The organism is Amycolatopsis sp. TNS106, from assembly GCF_019330265.1.
Taxonomy (GTDB): domain Bacteria; phylum Actinomycetota; class Actinomycetes; order Mycobacteriales; family Pseudonocardiaceae; genus Amycolatopsis; species Amycolatopsis lurida.
This window is the reverse complement of record NZ_CP024972.1, coordinates 7,476,643-7,492,274: the sequence shown is the minus strand read 5'-3', so window position 1 is coordinate 7,492,274 and position 15,632 is coordinate 7,476,643. Positions and strand designations below refer to the sequence as shown.

At 69.5% G+C, this 15,632-nt stretch carries 18 protein-coding genes; 9 read left to right on the top strand and 9 right to left on the bottom strand.

Annotation, left to right across the window (positions count from 1 at the left end; all coding sequences use genetic code 11):
* Positions 1-24 precede the first annotated feature (24 nt).
* Positions 25-636, bottom strand: a complete 612-nt coding sequence (locus tag CVV72_RS34620) for a TetR/AcrR family transcriptional regulator (RefSeq protein ID WP_219148259.1) — start codon at positions 634-636, stop codon at positions 25-27.
* Positions 626-1,321 carry an MOSC domain-containing protein gene (locus CVV72_RS34615; RefSeq protein WP_219148257.1) on the bottom strand — a complete coding sequence of 232 codons (696 nt, stop codon included), beginning with the start codon at positions 1,319-1,321 and terminating at the stop codon, positions 626-628. Before CVV72_RS34615 ends, CVV72_RS34620 begins: the two co-directional genes overlap by 11 nt.
* A 40-nt stretch (positions 1,322-1,361) precedes the next feature.
* Between CVV72_RS34615 and CVV72_RS34610 the strand changes: the two genes are divergently transcribed.
* Positions 1,362-1,934 carry a TIGR03086 family metal-binding protein gene (locus CVV72_RS34610; protein WP_219148256.1) on the top strand — a complete coding sequence of 191 codons (573 nt, stop codon included), beginning with the start codon at positions 1,362-1,364 and terminating at the stop codon, positions 1,932-1,934.
* On the opposite strand, the gene CVV72_RS34605 is transcribed toward CVV72_RS34610, so the two are convergent.
* Together CVV72_RS34605 and CVV72_RS34600 are read right to left on the bottom strand one after the other, a co-directional pair.
* Entirely contained in the window at positions 1,888-2,271 is a 384-nt protein-coding gene (locus tag CVV72_RS34605) for a DUF779 domain-containing protein (protein ID WP_219148253.1), read from the bottom strand. The two genes, CVV72_RS34610 and CVV72_RS34605, sit on opposite strands and share 47 nt — an antisense overlap.
* Complete coding sequence (locus tag CVV72_RS34600) at positions 2,271-3,794, bottom strand: aldehyde dehydrogenase family protein (protein WP_219148251.1); 1,524 nt, start codon at positions 3,792-3,794, stop codon at positions 2,271-2,273. Before CVV72_RS34600 ends, CVV72_RS34605 begins: the two co-directional genes overlap by 1 nt.
* A gap of 105 nt (positions 3,795-3,899) precedes the next feature.
* Between CVV72_RS34600 and CVV72_RS34595 the strand changes: the two genes are divergently transcribed.
* A complete protein-coding gene (locus CVV72_RS34595; protein WP_219148249.1) occupies positions 3,900-5,390 on the top strand; it encodes a helix-turn-helix domain-containing protein in 1,491 nt (496 codons plus the stop codon).
* Here the strand turns inward: CVV72_RS34595 and CVV72_RS34590 are convergent.
* The gene (locus CVV72_RS34590; protein ID WP_219148247.1) at positions 5,353-5,940 is read right to left on the bottom strand and encodes a DinB family protein; all 588 of its coding nucleotides are present in this window, start codon (positions 5,938-5,940) and stop codon (positions 5,353-5,355) included. The two genes, CVV72_RS34595 and CVV72_RS34590, sit on opposite strands and share 38 nt — an antisense overlap.
* A 95-nt stretch (positions 5,941-6,035) precedes the next feature.
* On the opposite strand from CVV72_RS34590, the gene CVV72_RS34585 reads away from it, so the two are divergent.
* Together CVV72_RS34585 and CVV72_RS34580 are read left to right on the top strand one after the other, a co-directional pair.
* Positions 6,036-6,836: an SGNH/GDSL hydrolase family protein gene (locus CVV72_RS34585; protein WP_219154320.1), complete on the top strand. Its 801-nt coding sequence runs from the start codon at positions 6,036-6,038 to the stop codon at positions 6,834-6,836.
* Positions 6,815-7,372, top strand: a complete 558-nt coding sequence (locus tag CVV72_RS34580; protein WP_219148245.1) for a TetR/AcrR family transcriptional regulator — start codon at positions 6,815-6,817, stop codon at positions 7,370-7,372. The genes CVV72_RS34585 and CVV72_RS34580 overlap by 22 nt, the downstream gene beginning before the upstream one ends.
* On the opposite strand, the gene CVV72_RS34575 is transcribed toward CVV72_RS34580, so the two are convergent.
* Positions 7,360-8,793, bottom strand: coding sequence for an NAD(P)/FAD-dependent oxidoreductase (locus CVV72_RS34575; RefSeq protein ID WP_219148243.1), 1,434 nt, complete (start codon positions 8,791-8,793; stop codon positions 7,360-7,362). The two genes, CVV72_RS34580 and CVV72_RS34575, sit on opposite strands and share 13 nt — an antisense overlap.
* Positions 8,794-8,888: 95 nt before the next feature.
* Here CVV72_RS34575 and CVV72_RS34570 point away from each other — a divergent pair, with 95 nt between their 5' ends.
* A complete protein-coding gene (locus CVV72_RS34570; RefSeq protein ID WP_219148241.1) occupies positions 8,889-9,623 on the top strand; it encodes a DUF2786 domain-containing protein in 735 nt (244 codons plus the stop codon).
* On the opposite strand, the gene CVV72_RS42035 is transcribed toward CVV72_RS34570, so the two are convergent.
* Positions 9,620-9,907, bottom strand: coding sequence for a CPCC family cysteine-rich protein (locus tag CVV72_RS42035; protein ID WP_219148239.1), 288 nt, complete (start codon positions 9,905-9,907; stop codon positions 9,620-9,622). The two genes, CVV72_RS34570 and CVV72_RS42035, sit on opposite strands and share 4 nt — an antisense overlap.
* Before the next feature lie 50 nt (positions 9,908-9,957).
* Here CVV72_RS42035 and CVV72_RS34560 point away from each other — a divergent pair, with 50 nt between their 5' ends.
* Together CVV72_RS34560 and CVV72_RS34555 are read left to right on the top strand one after the other, a co-directional pair.
* Positions 9,958-10,710: a GNAT family N-acetyltransferase gene (locus CVV72_RS34560; protein WP_219148237.1), complete on the top strand. Its 753-nt coding sequence runs from the start codon at positions 9,958-9,960 to the stop codon at positions 10,708-10,710.
* A gap of 41 nt (positions 10,711-10,751) precedes the next feature.
* Positions 10,752-11,474, top strand: coding sequence for a bifunctional 2-polyprenyl-6-hydroxyphenol methylase/3-demethylubiquinol 3-O-methyltransferase UbiG (locus CVV72_RS34555; RefSeq protein ID WP_219148235.1), 723 nt, complete (start codon positions 10,752-10,754; stop codon positions 11,472-11,474).
* On the opposite strand, the gene CVV72_RS34550 is transcribed toward CVV72_RS34555, so the two are convergent.
* Positions 11,471-12,844 carry a UTP--glucose-1-phosphate uridylyltransferase gene (locus tag CVV72_RS34550; RefSeq protein ID WP_219148233.1) on the bottom strand — a complete coding sequence of 458 codons (1,374 nt, stop codon included), beginning with the start codon at positions 12,842-12,844 and terminating at the stop codon, positions 11,471-11,473. The genes CVV72_RS34555 and CVV72_RS34550 overlap by 4 nt on opposite strands.
* A 31-nt stretch (positions 12,845-12,875) precedes the next feature.
* The gene (locus tag CVV72_RS34545; protein ID WP_255632811.1) at positions 12,876-13,397 is read right to left on the bottom strand and encodes a 5-formyltetrahydrofolate cyclo-ligase; all 522 of its coding nucleotides are present in this window, start codon (positions 13,395-13,397) and stop codon (positions 12,876-12,878) included.
* A gap of 269 nt (positions 13,398-13,666) precedes the next feature.
* On the opposite strand from CVV72_RS34545, the gene glp reads away from it, so the two are divergent.
* Positions 13,667-14,938 (top strand): gephyrin-like molybdotransferase Glp, encoded by a 1,272-nt coding sequence (gene glp / locus CVV72_RS34540; RefSeq protein WP_034305692.1) that lies wholly within the window; start codon positions 13,667-13,669, stop codon positions 14,936-14,938.
* A complete protein-coding gene (locus CVV72_RS34535; RefSeq protein ID WP_219148231.1) occupies positions 14,938-15,609 on the top strand; it encodes a GNAT family N-acetyltransferase in 672 nt (223 codons plus the stop codon). The genes glp and CVV72_RS34535 overlap by 1 nt, the downstream gene beginning before the upstream one ends.
* Positions 15,610-15,632: the final 23 nt, after the last annotated feature.

The window sequence follows — 15,632 nt, the reverse complement described above, 5'->3', positions numbered from 1 at the left end:
CGAAATTTGCCAGGAACGGCCCGTTCATAGCACCGCCGCGGCGTCGAGACGGGCGGTGATGGCGGCCCGGGCCAGCGCGTAGGGCTCCGTGCCCCCGAACATCACCGAATCGGCGTTCGCGGCCCGTCCGAGCGCGTTCAGCTCGAAGGCCAGCTGGTTCACGTCGACCGACTCACGCAGATGCCCGGCTTTCCGCGCTTCGACCGCGGTGGACCGGATGAACTGGGCGAAAGCACGGCTCGCGTTCGCGACCGCGTCGTGGACCCGGCCGGTCCGCGCGTCGAACTCGGCGCCGGTGTTGAAGAAGAAACAGCCGCCCGGGAACACCCGGCGTTCCGAGTAGTCGAGCCAGTTCACGCACAGCGCGCGCAACCGCGCGATCCCCTGCTCGACGCGCAGTGTCGGCTCGACGACGTTCTCCGCGAAGATCGCACTCGCCGTCTCGACCGCCGCGAGCTGCAGTTCCTCCTTGGAACCGAACAACGCGAACACGCCGGATTTGCTCAGTTCCAGTTCGGTGGCGAGCCTGCCGAGGGACAACCCGTCGAGCCCTTCGACGGACGCGATGTCGACGGCGCGCCGAAGCACGATCCGCCTCGTCGCGTCGCCTCGGGCAACCCGGCCGTCAACCGGCATTCCGTTCCTCTCGCCGCCGCTTCGCCGATTCCAGGCCGTCACGGTACTGCCGGGAAAGCGCCGGTGCCGCGAGCACCCGGTCCAGCAGCGACCAGTACGCGTCGCGACGGTCGTCATCCAGCCGGCCGACGTTGGTGAACGAGGCGACGTAGACCTCGGCGATCGTCGGATTCACCGGATCGCGTTCTTCGAGCGTCATGCGCCCCGAAGTGGGGACTTCGCCGGTCCGGAGTACCCGCAGGTACCAGCCGCTGCGCCCGGAATCGATCATGGCCGGGATGACGTCCTTGCGCCCGGTCTTCATCGCGAGCTTGAAACACGGCGTGCGCGGCTGCGAGACCTGGACAAGCGCGTCTCCCCAGGCCCAGACGTCGCCGACGCGCACTTCGTACTCATCGGCGCCCGTCACCGACGCGTTTTCCCCGAAGTCGCCCGCGACCACCGGGAAGCCCTGCTCGGCCCAGGCCGCGTAGTGCGTTGCCGGGTAGACGTAAACCGCTTTGTCGACCCCGCCGTGGACCGTGCGGTCCGCCTGGTCGTCACCGGCCAGATTGATCTGGTCCAGCTTCAGGGACGGCGCTTCCACCCGCGACTTCGCGATGGCGCTGTACACGGGGACGTCGCGCTTCATCCCCAGCACCGACGGACGCCCGACGAAGACCTCGTTCACTTCGAGAGTGCTCACACCCTAGAATATAGCACGATCGTTCGTATACATTGCTGCCATGGATCTCATCACGCTCACGACAAGGGCGCATCGCGCCGCCGGAGTCACGATCGCCGGAATCCGCACGGACGACTGGGACCGCCCGACCCCCTGCGCCGAGTGGACCGTCCGCGACATCGTGAAACACCTGATCGAGGGGCACGATTCCCGCACCGCGCAGGCGACCGGTCACCCGATGAAGGCCCGGTCGTGGGCCGACGACGACCTCGCCAGGTCCTACGAAGAGAGTTCCGCCGAGTTCCTCGCGGCCTTCGACGGCGAAGCGCTGGAGAAGACCTTCGACTTCGGGAGCTTCGGCGCACTCCCGGGAAAGAACGCGCTGGCCGTGCTGTTCGTCGACACGCTCACCCACCATTGGGACCTCGACACCGCGCTCGGCCGTGAACACCGTTGGGACGACGAGCTCGCCGAGGCCGCGTTGAAAGTGGCGAGCCGCTACCCCGACGTGATGCCGGTACGCGGGCCCGGCGGTGCCTTCGACCACGCTGTCGAGGCACCGCCGGGCGTCGGACCGGGCGACCGGCTCATCGCGTTGCTGGGCCGTTCAGCTCAGCCGATTCCTCATCGCTGAACAACCGGGAGCGGACCAGGAAGCGGACCCCTTCGGGCGCCTCCAAGGAGAATCCGCTCCCCCGGCCCGGAACGACGTCGATCGTCAAATGCGTGTGCCTCCAGTACTCGAACTGAGGGCCCGACATCCACACCGGAACGTCGTCGATGCCCTCGACGCTCAGGTCACCGAGGTGGACGTCGGACGCCCCGGTGCGAAATTCGCCTGCCGGGTAGCACATCGGGGCGCTCCCGTCGCAGCATCCGCCGGACTGGTGGAACATCACCGGCCCGTGGAGCGACACCAGCCGCCGCAGCAGCTCCGCGGCGGCCGGTGTCAGGCCGACCCGCTCGGCCATCAGAAGAACCCGAGCGCACTGTCCGAATAGGACACCAGCATGTTCTTGGTCTGCTGGTAGTGGTCCAGCATCATCTTGTGGTTCTCGCGCCCGATCCCCGACGCCTTGTAGCCGCCGAAGGCCGCGTGCGCCGGGTAGGCGTGGTAGTTGTTGACCCAAACCCGGCCCGCCTGGATGTCGCGGCCGGCCCGGTAGGCGGTGTTGCCGTCGCGCGACCAGACACCGGCGCCGAGGCCGTACAGCGTGTCGTTGGCGATCTTCAGCGCGTCGGCGTAGTCGTCGAACTTCGCCACCGAGACGACCGGCCCGAAGATCTCCTCCTGGAAGATCCGCATCTTGTTGTCGCCCTCGAAGACCGTCGGCTGCACGTAGTAGCCGCCGGAGAGTTCGCCGCCGAGGTCGCTGCGCTCGCCACCGGTGAGGATCTTCGCGCCTTCCTTCTGCCCGATGTCGATGTAGGAAAGGATCTTCTCCAGCTGGTCGTTGGAGGCCTGCGCGCCGATCTGTGTCTCCGTGTCGAGCGGGTGGCCCTGCTTGATCTTCTTGACCCGCTCGACGGCGTCGCCGAGGAACCGGTCGTAGATACCGGACTGGATCAGCGCCCGTGACGGACAGGTGCAGACCTCGCCCTGGTTCAGCGCGAACAGCGCGAACCCTTCCTGCGCCTTGTCGTAGAACGCGTCGTTGGCCGCGGCGACGTCGTCGAAGAAGATGTTCGGGCTCTTGCCGCCGAGTTCGACGGTGACCGGGATGATGTTCTCGCTGGCGTACTGCAGGATCAGCCGTCCGGTGGTGGTCTCGCCGGTGAAGGCGACCTTCCGTACGCGGTTGCTCGACGCGAGTGGCTTGCCCGCCTCGACACCGAAACCGTTGACGATGTTCAGCACGCCCGGCGGGATCAGATCGCCGATGAGCGACATCAGCAGGTGGATCGACGCCGGGGTCTGCTCGGCGGGTTTGAGCACGATCGCGTTGCCCGCGGCGAGCGCGGGCGCGAGCTTCCAGACCGCCATCAGCAGCGGGAAGTTCCACGGGATGATCTGGCCGACGACGCCGAGCGGCTCGTGGAAGTGGTAGGCGACGGTGTTGTCGTCGATCTGGGAGATGCCGCCCTCCTGGGCGCGCAGGGCGCCGGCGAAGTAGCGGAAGTGGTCGATCGCGAGGGGGACGTCGGCGGCGAGGGTCTCGCGGACCGGTTTGCCGTTCTCCCACGATTCGGCGACGGCGATCGCCTCGAGGTGCTGTTCCATCCGGTCGGCGATCCGGAGCAGCACGTTCGCGCGTTCGTCCACCGACGTCCGGCCCCAGGCCGCGGCCGCGCCTTCGGCCGCGTCGAGCGCGCGGTCGATGTCGGCGGCGGTGCCGCGGGCGACCTCGGTGAACACCTGTCCGGTCACCGGGGTGGGGTTCTCGAAGTACTGACCGCTCGCGGGCGGTACGTACTCGCCTCCGATGTAGTGGTCGTAGCGCGATTCGTAGCTGACGACGCTGCCTTCGGTGTTCGGTGCCGCGTACTTGGCCATCTTTCCTGCCTCATCGCTAGGGGTGACGGATGACGGCGAAGCTAGGGCGGGTGAGGTTGCACGCACGTTGCACCGAAGTGAGCACGGTCACCTATTCTCGGAAACGTGGCGGAGCTGCCCGGAGGTGAAGCGTCGCCGCGTGACCCTCAGGCGTACGCGCGGCTGCTGAAGGACGTCCACGACGCCGTCCTCTCCGGTGTTCCCGCGCCGCGTTCCCCCAGGTCGATCGTGTCGGCTTCGTGGAATCGCTCGCTCGCCGCGCGCGTCGACCCGGACAAGGGCGTCGCGCCGCTGGTCTACGACTCCGGTGAGGTGAGCGGTCTCCGGGAGGAGCATCCGCTGGCCCCGGTACTGCCGATCCTGAGGCAGACGCTGGTGAGCATCGCCGACGACGCCGAGCACATGATGATCGTGACCGATGCCGCCGGGCACATCCTGTGGCGTGAGGGCGCGGCGGGCGTGCTGCGGCGCGCGGACGGCGTGATGCTCGCCGAAGGCACCCGGTGGAGTGAAGACGTCATCGGGACGAACGCGATGGGCACCACGCTCGCCACCGGGGAACCGGTGCAGATCTATTCGGCCGAACACCTGGTGCGCACCTATCACGGCTGGACCTGCGCGGCCGCGCCCGTGCGCGATCCGGAGTCCGGCGCGCTGCTCGGGTCGATCGACGTCAGCGGCCCGTTGCGCACCGTCCATCCCGCGATGCTCGCGCTGGTCACGGCGGCCGCACAGCTCGCCGAAGGCCAGTTGCGGGCCCGGCTCGCGATGCGCGACGAGCGGCTGCGAGCCGCGAACATGACTCACCTGGAAGCGTTGCGCGGCGCGCCGGGTGCCCTGCTTTCCGCGAAGGGACGTGTGCTGGCGGCCGAAGCCTGTGGCGATCTTCCCTCCACTGTGGACATCCGGCCGGGCGGCGGCGCGGTCACCCTGCCCGACGGACGGCTCGGCACGGTGGAGCCGTTGAGCGAGGGCTACCTGCTGCGCCTGCGGAACCGGGTCCCGTCGAGGCGTCCGCGGCTCGCGCTGGAGTTCCTCACCGACGGACCTCCATCGACCACAGTGGACGGTCGCGAGGTGCCGTTCACCTTGCGGCACGCGGAGATCCTCACGTTGCTCGCGCTGCATCCTGGCGGCCTTTCGGCGGAGCGGCTGGCCCTGCTGCTCTACGGCGAGAGCGGCAACCCGGTGACCGTGCGCGCGGAGATCCACCGGCTGCGGACGCAGCTCGGATCCGACATCGTGCAGACGCGGCCGTACCGGCTTTCCGCCGAGGTCGACGCCGATTTTCTGCGGGTCCGCGCGGCCCTCAAACGGGGCGACGTCGCCGGGGCCGCGAACGCCTTCCGCGGTCCGCTACTGCCCGAATCGGAGTCGCCCGCCGTGCGCGAGGAGCGCGAATCGGTCACCGCGTCGGTCCGGCGGGTCGTGCTCGGCAGCGGGGACGCCGCGGCGCTGTGGTCGTACTGGGAGACCCCGAGCGGAGCCGACGATCTGGAGATCGTCGACGCGTTGTGCCGGGTCCTCCCCGCGGGCGATCCGCGACGCGCCGTCGCCTTCACCCATCGTGCCCGCGTTCTGTCCGGGCGTACTTGACGGCTGCTTGCTCGATCCGGTCGCGCCTGGTCTCCCAGAAGGCCTCGTCACGCTCCCCGCCGGCCGCCTCGGTCGAGCCGTCCAGTTGCTCGCGCAGGATGTCGGCGTGCCCGGCGTGGCGGCCGGTCTCGGTGAGCATGTGGACCAGGACGGCGAACAACGTCACCCCCGGTCGCGGCCACCAAGGCACGTGACCAGGCGAATCGAGGGGCAGAGCCGCGATCGTCGCGTCGGAGTGCGCCCACGCGCGCCGGTAGCGGCCGACGACCTCGTCGCGGGTCTCATGCTCGGTGACCCACAGGTCGGTGCCACGCTGCCCGAGGTCGTCCCACCGAGGCAGGGGTTCGGGGAAGGGGCGGTCGAAGACCTCGCCGAAGTACCGGGCTTCCCAGAGCGCGAGGTGCTTGACCAAGCCGAGAAGGTTGGTGCCGGTCCGGGTCAGTGGACGGCGGATCTCGTACTCACCGAGCCCTTCGATCTTCTGGAGCAGCACCTCGCGGAGCTCTCGCAGATCGCCGTGCAAGTACTCCTTCGCGACGTCGTCGATCATGACCCCAGCCTGCCAGACCCGGGCTGAGTAGACAGCGTCTACATCAGTTTGATAGACAGTGTCTACAAGGTGAACTCGTGGTTACGGAGATCTGGATGGGCTACCAACGTTTCGTCGCGCTCGGCGACAGCTGCGCCGAAGGGCTGGCCGATCCGCATCCGTCGGGCGGCTTCTACCGTGGCTGGGCCGACTTCGTCGCGGCACGTCTCGCCGAGGAAGAGCCCGGTTTCCGTTACGCCAACCTCGCGGTCCGCGGCCGCAGGCTCGACCAGATCCACACCGAACAGACCCCGGCGGCGAGCAGGCTCCAGCCGGACCTGATCGCCTTGTTCGGCGGCGGAAACGACGTGATGAGCCGCGGCTGGGACGCGCGCACGGTCGCCCGCCGCGTCGACACGGCCGTCCGCGCCTGCACCGAGATCGCGCCGCGCGTCGTCACCTTCACCCTCAGCGACATCTCCCACCGCATGCCGATGGGCCACCGCATGCGCCCGCGCCTCACCGCGCTGAACGACGCCGTCCGCGAGGCGTCCGTCAGCTACGGCGCGACCCTCGTCGACCTCTGGCCGGACGACGCCGCGCACGATTCCCGCTACTTCGGCCCGGATCGGCTGCACCTGTCCGAGGAGGGCCATCGACGCCTGGCCGGGCACGTCCTCGGCAGGCTCGGCGTCTCCCACGACCCGGCCTGGCTCGCCCCGCTGCCCGGCTCGGCGGGACGCCCCGGTGTGCGCGCGGATCTGCGGTGGCTGACGCGAGAGGTCCTCCCGGTGGCGGTCAGCCGGTTCCGCAACCGGCTCATCGGGCGTCAGCCGGGCGACGGTTTCCTGCCGAAGCGCCCCGATCTCCTTCCCGTCCACGAGGAGACCCGGTCGTGGGCGCCCGAACCCGCCTGATCGACACCGCGGCGAACCTCCTGGCCGAAGAGGGCGTCGGCGCCGTGACGCTGCGCGGGATCGCCAAGGCCGCGGGCGTTTCGCACGGCGCGCCGTTGCGGCATTTCCCCGGCCGTGCGGCCCTGCTTTCGGCGGTCGCCACTCGCGGCTACACCGAACTGCTCGATCGCGGCACCGGCCTCCCGTCCGGTACCCCGCGCGAACGGCTCATCGCGGCCTGCCACGGCTATCTCGATTTCGCACTGGCCAATCCGGCGATGTTCGAGCTGATGTTCCGCCGCGATCTCATCGACGCGGACGATCCCGAGCTCACCCGGGTCAGCAGCGCGGTGTTCGACCTCTTCGCCGCGATGGTCGCCGAACTGCAGGACGGCGGCTGGCATCCCACGACCGATCCGCGGCTGCTCGCCTCCTCGCTGTGGGCGTCGCTGCACGGTCTCGCCCAGCTGTGGCTGTGGGGCGGGCTGGCCGGTGCGAGCTTCGCGCCGTCACCGGAAAGGGCGCTGGCCGTCACCCTCGACGCCTATCTGGGCTGAACCGGGAAGTCCTCGCCCAAGACGGATTTCGCGGCATGCCAGCCACCCATGCCGTGCACGCCCGGCCCCGGCGCCGTCGCCGCGGAACACAGGAAGACCCCGTCGAGCGGGGTCCGATGCGGATTCCACCGGGCGACCGGCCGTCCGAGCACCTGCCGCAGATCCACCGCGCCGGCGGCGACGTCACCGCCGGGATAGTTCGCGTTGTACGCCTCGAGTTCCGGCGCGGTGAGACAACGGCTCGCCAGGATCGTGTCGGAGAATCCGGGCGCGAAGCGTTCGATCCTCCGCCGGATCAGCTCCGTCGCGTCTCGCGGATCCCCTTGTGGCACATGGCAATACGCCCACACCGGCCGTTTGCCCGGCAGCCCGCGGGACGGGTCGAGCGCCATCGGATCGGACACGAGCACGAACCGGTCGTCCGCGTCCTCCCCGCGCGCGATGGCGTTTTCGGCGGCGTGGACCTCGTCCCGCGTGCCTCCGAGATGGACGGTGCCCGCCTTGCCGACCTCCGGCACCGCCCACGGAACCGGTTCGGAAACGAGGAAATCGACCTTCGCCACGCCGGGTCCGTAGCGGTAGGACTCCAGCGCCTTCCGATATCGCGGCGGCAGCAGTTCGCCGGCGATTTCGAGGAAACCGCGCGGGGCGACGTCGAGGATCACCGTGCGCGACTTCGCGAGTTGCCGCAGATCGGTGATCCGGCTGCCGGTGTGGATCCGCCCGCCCTGCGCCCGGACGTCGGCGGCGAGCGCCTCGGTGATGGTCTGGCTGCCGCCGCGGGCGATCGGCCAGCCGGTCGAGTGAGCCAGGTGGCCGAGCAGAAGTGTCGCGCCCGCCGCGGCGAGCGAGGGCTGGCGGCCCATGACGTGCGCGGAGACTCCGGCGAGGAGGGCGGGCGCTTCCGGGCCGGTGAACAGGCGGCGCTCCAGACCGGCGGCGAGCATCGCGATCCTGGCCGGGAGAAGGGCGGCGGCCCGAGGATCGCGGGGAGGATGGCGAAGGTCTCCGAGGAGGAGCTCGGCCAGCTCGCGGCTGTGTTCGGCCAGCGGCCCCAGCAGACGACGCCATCGGGGGCCGTCGGTGCCGAGGGCGTCACAGGTCCGGTCGAGATCTTCGTAGGCGAGCCCGGCGCGGCCACCGTCCAAAGGATGCGCGTACGCGATCTCCGGCCGCAGGAGATCGACGCCGTGCGCGGCGAGGTCGAACCAACGGAAGAACGGGGACGCCGCGGCCAGCGGATGCCCGGTGGCGCAAATATCGTGACGGACCTCGTCTTCGAACAGCGAAGCCGTGCGCGTCCCGCCGCCGATCTCCTCCGCCGCCTCGTGCACTTCGACCGTCAGCCCCGCTCTGACCAGCAGGACCGCCGCCGCGAGCCCGTTCGGACCGGAACCGACCACCGACACGTCGACCGCCATAGTGCCCCCTTGCCGGGATCGGCGACAGCTCACCCGAATATTGTCGGACCTCTCTCCTAGATTGATCCGCTCCAACCCAATCAGGAAGGAGGGTCATGCCCGACCATGACACGCTGCTCGCGCGCGTCCGGAAACTCCTCGCGAAGGCGGAGGACCCGGCGGTCACCGAGGCCGAAGCCGAGTCGTACAACACCAAGGCCGCCGAACTGATCGCCCGGTACGGCATCGATCAGGCGCTGCTGGCCGCCTCCGGGGCGACCGCGGACGAGATCACCCAGATCATGATCCCGCTCGACAACCCGTACAGCCGGGACAAGGCGGGGCTGCTCACGAACATCGCGCATCCGCTGCGCTGCCGGGCCCTGCTGCACCGGCTCGGCCAGTCGGTCACCGCGGTGACGGTGTTCGGGTTCCGCTCCGATCTGGAACGTACGGAGCTGCTGTACACGAGCCTGCTGCTGCAGGCGACCACCCAGCTGACCCGGGTCCGCCCGGAGAACCGGGTGTTCGCGGGCGAATCGCTGGCGGCGTACCGGCGCACCTGGCTGCACGGGTTCTCCGGCGCGGTCTACGAACGGCTCCGCAACAGCGAGGACACCGCCGCCCGGACCCATCCGGCCGCCGCCGGACATCGGTCGGCCGAACTCGTGATCCAGGACCGGACGGCGATGGTCAAGCAGGCGTACGACGAGCAATACGGAGATCTGCGCTCGGCGCCGCCGAGGCGGTTGTCCGGCAGCGGCTACCTCGACGGGCACTCCGCCGGCGAGCGCGCCAACCTCAACACCACCGGTATCACCGGACGGCGCCGCGCGCTGCCCGTGCGCTAGCCGGCGCTCCCGCCGGGAGGGATCCCGTCCGGTTCCGGCGGCCGGACATGGTGAACATGCGCCTCTTCGCAGGCACCGTGAAGTTCGAAGTTCAGCCGAGCCACCGTGAGTGACAGGCGCCCGTTGGGGCCGCCTCGGACGACGTCCGCGTCGTGTTCATCCTGCCCGTCGTCCTCCCAGAAGCAGACAGGGCAGATCTCGTACGCGCCACGCTCGCCCACCGTGAGACAGCCACAGCAAGGACAGGCGTGCGCCCCGTCGCCTGACCCGTGCTCCGCTCGCATACCTGAAATCCATCTCGTGAGAATCGCGTGTCCTCGGGTCTACTGAGGACATGATCGTGATCGAAGACCTCGCCACCAGTCCCGACTTGCGCGAGCCCGCGCTCGCCCTCGGCGGTGTCGGCGGCGAATTCCTCCAGCACGGCCTGGCTGGCCTGCTGGCGAAATCATCCCACCTGGCGGCCCGCTGGCCGGAATACTTCCTCGTGCTGCTGGAAGACGGCGTACCGGTGGCGAGAACCGCCGCCGTCCCGGTCGGCTTCCCGACGGCCGAACGCCCGGAGCTGCCGGACCACGGCTGGGACGCAGCCCTGATCTGGGCTGCGGAAGATCTGATGAGCACCCGTGAGACGAAGACACTGGTCGCACTCGAAGTACTGGTCGCGCCAGGCCGCCGCGGCGGCGGCCTGGCCGCGAAAGCGCTGCAGGCACTGAAAAAGCGCGCCTGGGAAACCGGAATGCGCAACCTCGTCGTGCCGGTCCGCCCGGCCGGGAAGGAGAACGAGCCAGAACTGTCCTTTGAGGACTACATCGCCCGCCGTCGCGCGGACGGGCTGCCGGAGGATCCGTGGCTGCGCACGCATGAACGGCTCGGCGCCCGCTTCGTGAAGGTGGCGCCGTTCGCCATGACGGTCACGGGCACCTTCGCCCAGTGGAAGGCGTGGACCGGCGTCGAACTCCGGGACGGCCTCACGGCCGTGCCGGGCGGGATCGCGCCGGTGCTCGCCTCCTCGGCGCTGGACGTCGGCGTCTACGTCGAACCGAACGTCTGGTTCGAGCACCTGATGAGTCCGGCGCGACCGTAAATCCGTGGCCCTCGGACGCGTCCCGGAACTATCGTCGCCGAATGCCTGACGCGCTCTTCGCCCACGCCCGGCTCGCACCGATCTACGACGCCTTCGACGGCGCTCGCGACGATCTGGAGCACTACCTCGGCATCATCGGCGAACTCGGGGCGAAGAGAGTGCTCGACGTCGGCTGCGGCACCGGCTGCCTGGCCGTTCTCCTCGCCGAACGCGGGATGGAGGTCGTAGGGGTCGATCCCGCGGAGGCGTCACTCGAGGTCGCCAAGGCCAAAGACCCGGAAGGGAAGATCACCTGGATCCATGGCGACGCGAAAGCGGCGGGTGACGCCGGCGCCGATCTCGCGGTGATGACCGGGAACGTGGCCCAGGTCTTCCTGACCGACGTCGAATGGCGCCGGACGCTCGAAGGCATCCGCACCGCGCTGGTGCCGGGCGGTCACCTGGTCTTCGAGATCCGGCGCCCCGGTCGCCGCGTGTGGGAGGAGTGGGCCGCCGACACCGCGCACGACGTCATCGACGTCCCCGGCGTCGGCGAGGTCGAGCAGTGGCGCGAGGTCACCGAGGTGAACCTCCCGTTCGTGTCGTTCCGGTACAGCTACCGGTTCTCCGACGGCGAGGTCGTCACCTCGGACTCGACGCTGTGGTTCCGCGAACGCGAAGAACTGGAAACCTTGCTGGCCGAGCACGGTTTTCGCGTCCTGGACGTCCGGGACGCCCCGGATCGTCCAGGACGCGAATACGTGTTCATCGCCCAGCGACGCTAGAGGACTTCGCCGTCCGGAACGGTTTTCGGCCCGGTGATCTTCACGTCTCCGCGGACGACGACGTTCTTCCCGAAGGTGACGTCACCGTCCACCGAGAGGCTCGTGCACTCCTTCAGCGAAGGCGCGGAAGGGATACGCGCGTCGAAGTCCGGCAGGAGCTTGTAGAACTCCTTGCTCAGCGAGACGACCGGCGGGGTGGTGGTGAACTCCGGGATCATCTCCCCGCTCTCGTCGAGCACGTACGCGTCGGACCGGACGACGAGCAGGTCGTCGGTGGTCTTGACCGGCGCGAACCGGGTCCGCGGGATTTCGATGGCCCGCGCGCCCTCGACGGAGCCGATCGCCGCGCCCATCGCCGTTTCGAGCTGGATGACCGGTGTGCTGGCCGCGTCGGCCGGATCGACGGTCTTCCGGTTCACGATCAGCGGCAGCTGCGGCGCCGCCGGGTCGGCGTCCTGGAGCGCCTTCAGCCGTTCGAGGTCGACCCAGATGTTGTTGGTGTTGTAGAACCGCCACTTGCCGACGTCGCCGAACGAGTCGTCGCCGTCGGGGACCTGCGCGGATTCCCGCAGGACGATCCGGCCGGCGCGCCGCGCGAGGTGCCCGCCCTTGCGGTCGGCCGCGGTGCCGAGCACCGTCTCCATCGCGAACGGGATGTTCTCCTTCGCCAGCCACGCGGCGATCCGCGCGTCCGGCAGCGCGCCGAGGTTGTCGGCGTTGGACACGAAGCACCAGCGGATGCCCTCCGCCAGCAGCGTTTCGAGCATCCCGCTCACCGCGAGCGCGACGTAGATGTCGCCGTGCCCGGGAGGGCACCATTCGAGTTCCGGGTTCGCCGGCCAGTCGACGGGCCGCCCGTCGGCGGTGATCTTCGGCTCGCGGCCCTGCAAGAAGTCGGCCGGGATGACGGCGTCGGCGAGATCGGGATACTTCTTCAGCAACTCCAGCGAAGGTTCACGGGTGCCCGCCGAATTCATCAGGATCAGCGGGAGCCGTGCGTTGTACTTCTCGCGGGTCGAGAGCACCTGCATGGCGATGACGTCGAGGAACGTCTTGCCCGCCTTGATCTCCAGCAGCGACTTCGGCCCGGTGAGCCCCATGCTCGTGCCCAGCCCGCCGTTGAGCTTCAGCACGGCCGTGCGGTCCAGCACCCGGCGGGCTTCTTCGGCGTCCGGCTCGGGCAGGTCGACGAGCCTGCTGATGTCCTCGAGCGGTTCGAGCTCGTTTCCCGGCAATTGGCCGGCGCCGGGTTCGGACAGCTGCTCGAGACGCCGTCGCAGGGCCGCCAGCTCCATGGCGTGGGCCCCCGCGGAACGCATTTTCGACAGCGTTTCGGCGAATTGATCGGACAGGTGCGCGTCAGAGCTCATTGTGCCCTTTCTGAACCACTGCGTCGGGATATCAGTCTATTACCGGTCTCGGCGCCAGGCCGTGCTGCGGGGTCAGTACCCCGGTCATCCGGACGTCATGCGGTTCCGCGGGCAATTCACGCACGAGTTCGGCGTCCCGCACGACGGCGATCAGCGCGGCGTCCGGCGCGGCGAAGGAGAGCGACCGGTCGTAGTACCCGGCGCCCCGGCCGAGCCGGACCCCTTCGTCGTCGACGGCGAGCGCGGGGATCAGCACCAGATCGGCCGTCCCCAGCGTGTCGGGACCGAGGCGGCGCCCGGTCGGTTCGAGCAGCCCCCGCAGCCTGCCGGGCCCGAGACTCGACGGCCCCTCGAACACGGCCCACTCCAGCGGCCCCGGCGTGTCGGGGACGATCGGCAACAGCACGCGTTTCCCCTGGTGGACAAGTTGATCAAGCAACGCCGTCGAACCCGGCTCGGTACCGAAGGGGACGTAGGCGCACACGACCTCCCCCGGCAACCTGGCGGCCGCGGCGGCGAGCGCCACCGCCTCCCGCATCCGCACTTCCGACACCTGCGAACGTCGTTCGGCGGTTATCCGGTAACGCCACTCCGCTTTGCTCAGGTGTTCATTGCCAGGCTCGACCACGCGGTCAGGTTAGGCTTCACGCCTATGACAGGCGCAGCGACCACCCCGGCGGCACGGACCACGAGGAGCTTGCCCGATCGGGCGATTTCCGCGGCTTCGGACCGCATCACTCCTGGTAACGGTGGTGAACTTCAGTTCACCGACGGGCCCACATCGCGTGCCTGGTCGAACGAACGGATCGAGATCCCCCAGTCATGACGGAGCCCATCGCCGAAGCGGCCGAGACCGAAGACGCGGGACAGTTCCGTTCCGTCGAGGATCAGATCGCGCTGACCCTGGACGCCGCGGTGCGCCCGCGCCCGGTCCGGGTCGCCATCTCCGAGGCCCAAGGCCTCCTGTGCGCCGAAGAGGTCGTCGCCGAACACGCGTTGCCCGGTTTCGACCAGGCCGCCGTCGACGGCTACGCGGTACGAAGCGTCGACGTCCGCGCCGCGGGACAGGAGCCGGTGCAGTTGCCGGTGGTCGGCGAGATCGCCGCCGGTTCACGCCAGCCGCGCCGGTTGCAGCCGGGCCAGGCCGTGCGGGTCGACACCGGCGCGCCGCTGCCCACGCTCGCCGACGCCGTCGTCCCGACCGCCTACACCGACGGCCACCAGGCCAAGGTCACCGTGCACAAGTCGGTACCGTCGGCGGGTTACGTCCGCCGGACCGGCGAGGACGTGCAGATCGGTGACGTCGCCGTACGCAAGGGCGACACCATCGGCTCGGCCCAGGTCGGCCTGCTCGCCGCGGTCGGCAGGGCGAAGGTGCTGGTCTACCCGCGGCCCCGGGTTTCGATCGTGTCCGTCGGGGACGAACTGGTCGACATCGACCGCACCCCGTCGGTCGGGCAGGTCTACGACGTCAACTCCTACGCGCTGTCCGCGGCCGCGCGGGACGCGGGCGCCGAGGTGAGCCGCGTCGGCATCGTCCCCGGCGACCCGAAACGGCTGCGGGAGGTCGTCGAAGGCCGCCTGCTGATGTCGGAGATCGTCGTCGTCGCGGGCGGCGCCGGCGGAAGCGCGGGCGACGAGGTGCACGCGGCGCTGTCCGACCTCGGCCACATCGACATGACCCGCGTCGCCATGCACCCGGGTTCCGTGCAGGGCTTCGGCAGGCTCGGCCCCGATTCGGTGCCGACGTTCCTCATCCCCGGCAACCCGATGAGCGCGCTGGTCGTGTTCGAGGTCCTGGTGCGCCCGCTGATCCGCGCCGCGCGCGGCACCCGCAACCCGCACCGCCGCATCGTCGGCGCGCGGCTGCTCTCCCCGATCACCTCGACCAAGGGCCGCAAGGGTTTCCTGCGCGGCCAGCTGCTGCGTGACGAGGGCAACGGTGAATACCTGGTGCAGCCGCTCGGCACGTCCGGTGCGCATCTGCTCGCGTCACTGGCCGAGGCGAACTGCCTGATCAACATCGACGAAGACCTCACCGAGGTCGCCGCGGGCGAGCAGGTCAAGGTGACCTTCCTCGCCCAGCGGGCGTAATGGGCGCACCGATTTCCGGCGTCGCGTATCCGATCGAGAGCAGGCATCCGGGGTGGCCTGCGAAGCTGGGCCCGCTCCGGGTGCCCGCCGGGATCCTCGCCGTCCGGCCGGTCCGGCTGCGGGACGCCGGCGACTGGAGCCGCGTCCGGCTGCGGGATCGCGAACACCTCGAAATGTGGGAGCCGACCGGCGTCGGACCGTGGCCGGATCGCAACGCGTATTGGTCGTGGCCGTCCCAATGGCTGGCCTTGCGCGGCCTCGCCAGGCGCGGGCAATGCCTCCCGTTCACCATCACGGTGGATGGACGCTTCGCCGGACAGATCACTGTGGGTAACATCATCCGGGCGTCGCTCCGATCCGCCTGGATCGGCTACTGGGTGTCGTCGGACATCGTCCGCGGCGGTGTCGCGACCGGCGCCGTCGCCCTCGTCACTGACCATGTCTTCGACTTCGGCGGACTGCACCGGCTGGAGGCGACCGTCCGCCCCGAAAACACTCCCAGCCTGCGGGTTCTCGCCAAAGCGGGCTATCGCCAAGAGGGACTTTTCGAGCGCTATCTCGATGTCGCGGGCGCCTGGCGGGACCATTTCTGTTACGCCGTCACCAAGGAGGAGACCGGTGACGGACTGGTCTCACGGCTCGTCGCGAAGGGCCTCGCGGAGCGCGTTTGACCCCGTCACCGGGCCGTTCCGGT